The 575-nt window shown below is 39.7% G+C and carries 1 protein-coding gene; it reads left to right on the forward strand.

What is annotated here, in order from left to right:
• Nucleotides 1-575: methylenetetrahydrofolate--tRNA-(uracil(54)-C(5))-methyltransferase (FADH(2)-oxidizing) TrmFO (trmFO, locus tag ACFINZ_RS11820; protein WP_375701626.1), on the forward strand; the 575-nt coding region annotated here is incomplete at both ends.

Here is a 575-nt window from a genome sequence, read left to right on the forward strand (position 1 = left end):
CCAGCTTGCCGAACTAGTATGTTCAAACTCATTTCGTTCTGATGATTCCTCAACAAATGCTGTAGGCCTTCTCCATACTGAAATGCGATTGGCAAAATCCTTAATTATGAAGGCTGCAGATGCTAATAAGGTACCAGCAGGAAGTGCGCTTGCCGTTGATCGTGATGGATTTTCAAAAACCGTTACGGCAACGCTCGAAAATCATCCTCTTATAACAATAAAGCGTGAAGAAATTCAAGAGATTCCTGAGAATTGGCCTCACATTATCATTGCAACAGGCCCCCTTACCTCACCAAAACTCGCTAAAGCAATCCAAACAATAACCGGAACAGAAGCTCTCTCTTTTTTTGATGCTATCGCACCTATTATCTATACCGATAGTATTAATATGGATATTTGTTGGTATCAATCGCGCTATGATAAAATCGGTCCTGAGGGAACAGGAAAAGATTATCTTAATTGTCCCCTTAATAAAGAACAATATGAAGCATTTGTTCAAGCGTTGAAAAATGCGGAAAAAACAGAATTCCGCGACTTTGAAAAAACACCCTATTTTGATGGATGCTTACCAATCG

The sequence above is a fragment of the Bartonella sp. AA81SXKL genome (assembly GCF_042196945.1).
Classification (GTDB): domain Bacteria; phylum Pseudomonadota; class Alphaproteobacteria; order Rhizobiales; family Rhizobiaceae; genus Bartonella.